The following is a 5197-nucleotide window of genomic DNA, read 5'->3' on the forward strand; positions in this document are numbered from 1 at the left end:
GGGCTGACAAAAAATACAATCTTTTATGGGAGCTTCGCCAACTCCTTTGGCATCAGGAGATGAATTGGAAATCAGAGTATGACCGTGATTTAGTGAAACTGATTGATCAACTAGGCCATCATCCTGATTTGCCAACACTGAAATCGCTATATCAACCACCACTCAAGTTCGAGCCATTACCAGAGCGAGAGGGTGATGGGGAGTACAATCAACAGCGTATTCTCGTAGAGGATGTGGTTGTACGGTATAAAGAAGAACACTGGGAGGTTCAAGTAACGGTTGAGGGCTATTTACCGCCCGATATCATTGCATTATTAAAACAAGATCTCTATTCAAAACTCTCCAACCTTGTTAAAACTCAATGGAAAGTTTCAGATATTTAATTGATTCACAATACCTACGGTGGAGTGCGCGCGACTCCACCATACAAATATTAAAAATATCGCACCACATCCACACTCATATGCAGCACCGGCACAATCGCAATTCCGTCTTTTTGCAGCACATAAAAAAGCAAATGGCTTTGATAGGGAAAGCTGCGCAGCCCTTGGGACAACTCATCGCGCTCAGTTCCCAGCAGAGGGTTATCCGCGAGTATCTTAGCAAGTGCCTCCAAGTCATCTACATAGTTATGCGACTGCGCTACACCCCAGCGCTGGACGGTAAAATCGATAATAGCTTCCAAGTCCTTTTCCGCTTGCTCCGTGAAATAAAAAGTGGCCATCATTTCACTCGCTGACGCAGACGCTCAAGCACAACATTTCCGCTCGCGATGCGACCAGCTTCTAAATCCGCAATACCTTGCTGAATCTGTGCTTTAAGTTGCTCGGTTTTATAGGCGGCAAGCTGCTCGTATTCAGTGTAAGAAAGCATCACTGCTACCGGCTTACCATTTTTGTTAATGCCCACGGGCGCACTTTGAACTTTTAAGAGAAGATCGCCAAATTCGCGCTTGGCATCACTGGCGTTTAGGATTTCCATTACGCATCCTCACATTGATCATTTTAATTAATTTAATCATTTTGATCACTTTATCCAGTTGTTCATCTAGCAGTCAAGGCTGGGCAAAGAATGCATTCGGCATCACACCAGCATCGTGCTAATATGCGCGCCTTTTTTCCGTTTCCGGCCCATTTTTTGGGCTTACACTTATTGAGTTTCACGCATTCGGGCAAGCGCTATGGCAAGAAAAGTTGCGGTGATTATGGGTTCCAAGAGCGATTGGGCCACCATGCAGGCAGCAGTAGAGATACTGGAGCAGATGGGTGTTGAGTATCACACCGAGGTGGTTTCAGCCCATCGCACCCCACAGAAGCTGACTGAATTTGCGGAAACCGCGGTGGATAATGGCTATGCGGTGATTATCGCCGGTGCAGGTGGTGCAGCGCATTTGCCAGGTATGGTCGCAGCGCACACCCGTTTGCCAGTGCTGGGCGTACCTGTCCAAAGTAAAGCGCTCAGTGGCTTGGATAGCCTCTATTCTATAGTGCAGATGCCCAAAGGCATTGCCGTGGGTACCTTGGCGATTGGTGTGGCCGGTGCGTTTAACGCTGGTTTGCTTGCCTGCCAAATCCTGGCGGTGACTGATCCTGCGCTGGCGACCAAAATCGACCAGTTCCGCCACGACCAGACCCAAGCGGTGTTGGATAATCCAGACCCTCGTGATCAGTAGGTCGTGACCGATAAGTCGCGATCAGTCATTTCCCTTTGCATTTAGTAAGCGCGTTTCGAGGTTAGGCATGAGTCAACGAATTTGGGTATTAGGTGCAGGCCAATTGGGTGCGATGCTCAAGCACGCCGGTATGCCATTGGCTCTGGATGTGTGCCCGGTGGATATTAATGAAGGCACAGCACCTGCACTTTCTCCCAATGACGTGGTTACCGCCGAGCGCGAACAGTGGCCGGAAACACTGGTGACTCATGCCCTTGCCCAACACCCGCGCTTCATCAACCAGAATATCTTCGGCCGCCTGGCTGATCGCAAAACCCAAAAAGAATTGATCGATTCACTCGGTATTGCGACTGCTCCCTGGCGCAATGTGGCCAATGACATCACCGCCAACGAATTGCGTGACCAACTCGGCGAACGCGTACTGCTTAAACGTCGCACCGGTGGTTATGACGGCCGCGGCCAACACTGGCTGCGCACCGATGAAGACGAAGTCCCAGATGATTGGCAGGGCGAAGCCATCGCTGAACAAGCCATCAACTTCGATGAAGAAGTGTCATTAGTTGGCGTGCGCAACCAACAAGGCGAATGCGTGTTTTATCCGCTCACTTTGAACCTGCACCTCAGCGGAATTCTCTACGCCTCGATTGCACCACTCGCACGCTTGCAACCGCTGCAAGCGCAAGCTGAAGAAATGCTCGGCAAAATTTTAAATGCGCTAGATTATGTCGGCGTCATGGCGATGGAAACTTTCCGTGTTGGCGATCAATTATTAATTAACGAATTGGCGCCGCGCGTACACAACTCTGGTCACTGGACCCAAGCGGGTGCCAGCATCAGCCAGTTCGAATATCACCTGCGCGCCGTTGCCGGAATGGCAACGCCTGCTCCACAAGTGGTCGGCCAGAATGTGATGATCAATCTCATCGGCACCGACTACAATCCGGCGTGGCGCGACCTGCCCTGCGCCCGCACCTACTGGTACGGTAAAGAGGTGCGCGCAGGCCGCAAGGTCGGGCACATCAATATTGTCAGCAACAACATTACCGAGATCCGCGAGACACTGGTTTTACTCGGCGATTTACTCCCCGAACACCACTACCGCGAAGCTATCGACTGGAGCCTGAACGGGCTCGCCACACTGTAAAACACTCCCGCACAAACCAGAGCCCGAAAAACTCTGGTTTTTTTGTAAGTCTTGGTTAATGTTTGCATCTTGCATAGCGGGAATTGTGATAGGTTCTGTCATCTTTCAGCTTGCATCTTACAAGGAGTCATACGATGTTCACTTTGCATATCGCCAACAAAAATTATTCCTCCTGGTCGCTGCGCCCCTGGGTGCTGATGCGTACACTCGCCATTCCCTTTGCCGAGCAAATTCATCCGTTGGATGTTGGCAGCAGTTGGGATAGCTATCGGAAGTTTTCCCCCAACGGCAGAGTGCCCTGTTTGCAAGATGGCGAGCAAACGGTGTGGGATTCTCTCGCTATAGCCGAATATCTCGCTGAGGCTTATCCACAGGTCTGGCCAGCCGATAAAACAGCGCGCGCCTGGGCACGTTCCGCCAGCGCAGAAATGCACTCGGGCTTTCAAGCCCTGCGCAACAATTGCAGCATGAGCTGTGGCCATCGTATTCAGCTACACGCAATATCCCCTGCACTGCAAAAAGATATCGCCCGCATTGATGAACTCTGGAATGAAGGCCTGCGTAAATTTGGAGGGGCATTTTTAGCCGGCGAAAAATTTACCGCTGTCGATGCGTTTTTTGCACCGGTTGCGTTTCGCTTTCAGACATACGGTTTGTCATTAAACGGGGATGCAAAAGAATATCTTGTGCGCTTATTGAATCTGCCAGCCATGCAGGAATGGTATGCAAGCGGCTTGGCAGAAACCTGGCGTGAACCAGAACACGAGCAGGAAATTCTCGCTGCAGGAAAATTACTTGCCGACTTTCGCCACTAGTCCCAAACAGAGTATTCGCACTAATGAAATTGGAAATTAATGTCACACCGCATGAAAACTATCTTCACGTAAAGGTGAGAGGCATCGGCAATTACGAGAATGCGTTGTACTTTTGGCAGCAAGTGGTTGCTGCTTGTGAGCAATATCAATGTTACCGGGTGCTTGGTGAGCAATACCTGCTCGACTCTGTAACCACGCTCGAAGCATTTGACCACCCGGCAATGTTTAAAAAACTCGGAATTACAACCAAGTATCAATTTGCCTGGGTAGATAACAACCCGCGCACCCGCGAGACCACCGAATTCGTATACAACGTACTCGCTAATCGTTCAGTCAGCTATGGCAAATTGTTTCATGACGTCGAGAGTGCAAAGCTCTGGTTACTCGCGCAAAAATAACCACTTGCCACTGCTCTCATTCCCGAACAACTCACCTCACCACAGTCAACCCCACTGCCGCAGCCATCTCCTATCCCAGAGGGATGCTCATTTATGGTGCAAGGCCATCTAAAGCCATTACAGTTTTTGACAAACTTCTTCTTGCTTACTAAGGTTCATAGCAGCAACCGCTACGCCGGAAGCCTTTTTTTGGATCATTTTCTATAAAAATTATTGTCCAATAATCATTGGCTCCCGGTGCCCGATCTCGCATCAAGGAGTTTCTCCATGTTCAATAATATGAAAGTCGCCCTGCGCCTCTCTATGCTCGCAGGCATACTGCTGGCATTTATGATCCTCATCGGTGCCATGGGTATTAAAGGCATGAGCGATGCAAACCAGGGCATGCACACCGTTTATGTGGATCGTGTTGAACCTATGCGCGACCTGAAAGAGGTGATTGATAACTTTGCGCTCATACTAGTCGATGTCCCACAGAAAACCGTCAAGGGCATAATGACTACGCAAGAAGCACTAAAAATTACCCAAGAGGTTTTACCCAATACGGATAAACTCTGGGAATATTATCTAACTACTTTTTTGATTGATGAAGAAAAAGTACTCATCAAAAAAGCAGCTCCGCTCATTGATAAAACCCATCAACAATTAGCAGATTTACAGAAGTGGTACAGCAGCAATAATGTAGAGGCAATCAACGGTTTTACCCAAACTGGAATTTACCCGATCTTCGACCCACTCAACGAAGTATTTACTGAACTCAATAAATTGCAGGTGACCGTCGCCAAGCAAGAGTACGAACGCTCCACCAAACGCTATCACGACACGCTCAGGCTCAATAGCATTATTATCGTCTCCGCCATCCTCATCGCTATATTACTCAGCTTTGTCATCACACGAAGTTTGCTGCGGCAATTGGGTGGTGAACCCAATTACACCGCCGATGTTATTTATTGTATTGCAGAAGGTGACCTCTGGGTAAAAGTGAACCTTGATCCCAAGGACCAAAGCAGCATTCTGTTTGCTATCAGACAAATGGTTACTAAATTATCGGAAATTATTGGCGATGTACGCTCCACTGCTGATTCACTTTCCTCCGCTTCTGAAGAATTAAGTGCGACAGCGCAGTCGCTCAGCCAGGCGGCAACACAACAGGCCGCAAGCATTGAAG

At 49.0% G+C, this 5197-nt stretch carries 8 protein-coding genes; 6 read left to right on the forward strand and 2 right to left on the reverse strand.

The window, feature by feature from the left end; genetic code table 11:
- Positions 1–383: PolC-type DNA polymerase III N-terminal domain-containing protein (locus tag ACWA6V_RS16985; protein WP_449523605.1), on the forward strand; the 383-nt coding region annotated here is incomplete at its 5' end.
- 50 nt (positions 384–433) lie between these two features.
- Here ACWA6V_RS16985 and ACWA6V_RS16990 read toward each other — a convergent pair.
- The gene (locus ACWA6V_RS16990) at positions 434–727 is read right to left on the reverse strand and encodes a type II toxin-antitoxin system RelE/ParE family toxin (protein ID WP_449523606.1); all 294 of its coding nucleotides are present in this window, start codon (positions 725–727) and stop codon (positions 434–436) included.
- Positions 724–981 carry a type II toxin-antitoxin system Phd/YefM family antitoxin gene (locus ACWA6V_RS16995; protein ID WP_449523607.1) on the reverse strand — a complete coding sequence of 86 codons (258 nt, stop codon included), beginning with the start codon at positions 979–981 and terminating at the stop codon, positions 724–726. The genes ACWA6V_RS16990 and ACWA6V_RS16995 overlap by 4 nt, the downstream gene beginning before the upstream one ends.
- 199 nt (positions 982–1180) lie before the next feature.
- Here ACWA6V_RS16995 and purE point away from each other — a divergent pair, with 199 nt between their 5' ends.
- The 5 genes from purE to ACWA6V_RS17020 form a co-directional block, all read left to right on the forward strand.
- Positions 1181–1672 (forward strand): 5-(carboxyamino)imidazole ribonucleotide mutase, encoded by a 492-nt coding sequence (gene purE, locus ACWA6V_RS17000; RefSeq protein WP_449523608.1) that lies wholly within the window; start codon positions 1181–1183, stop codon positions 1670–1672.
- A 67-nt stretch (positions 1673–1739) separates the two neighbouring features.
- A complete protein-coding gene (purK, locus tag ACWA6V_RS17005; protein ID WP_449523609.1) occupies positions 1740–2816 on the forward strand; it encodes a 5-(carboxyamino)imidazole ribonucleotide synthase in 1077 nt (358 codons plus the stop codon).
- A 134-nt stretch (positions 2817–2950) separates the two neighbouring features.
- Positions 2951–3631: a glutathione S-transferase family protein gene (locus ACWA6V_RS17010; RefSeq protein WP_449523610.1), complete on the forward strand. Its 681-nt coding sequence runs from the start codon at positions 2951–2953 to the stop codon at positions 3629–3631.
- 23 nt (positions 3632–3654) lie between these two features.
- The gene (locus ACWA6V_RS17015; protein WP_449523611.1) at positions 3655–4029 is read left to right on the forward strand and encodes a hypothetical protein; all 375 of its coding nucleotides are present in this window, start codon (positions 3655–3657) and stop codon (positions 4027–4029) included.
- Between the two features lie 267 nt (positions 4030–4296).
- Positions 4297–5197, forward strand: a 901-nt coding sequence (locus ACWA6V_RS17020) for an MCP four helix bundle domain-containing protein (RefSeq protein WP_449523612.1), incomplete at its 3' end; no start/stop codon positions are given.

The sequence above is a fragment of the Cellvibrio sp. genome, from assembly GCF_053579595.1.

Coding starts and splice junctions, on each gene's coding strand:
- purE (WP_449523608.1), top strand. CDS start 1,181: ATGGCAAGAAAAGTTGCGGTGATTATGGGTTCCAAGAGCGATTGGGCC.
- ACWA6V_RS16990 (WP_449523606.1), bottom strand. CDS start 727: ATGATGGCCACTTTTTATTTCACGGAGCAAGCGGAAAAGGACTTGGAA.
- ACWA6V_RS17015 (WP_449523611.1), top strand. CDS start 3,655: ATGAAATTGGAAATTAATGTCACACCGCATGAAAACTATCTTCACGTA.
- ACWA6V_RS17010 (WP_449523610.1), top strand. CDS start 2,951: ATGTTCACTTTGCATATCGCCAACAAAAATTATTCCTCCTGGTCGCTG.
- ACWA6V_RS16995 (WP_449523607.1), bottom strand. CDS start 981: ATGGAAATCCTAAACGCCAGTGATGCCAAGCGCGAATTTGGCGATCTT.
- purK (WP_449523609.1), top strand. CDS start 1,740: ATGAGTCAACGAATTTGGGTATTAGGTGCAGGCCAATTGGGTGCGATG.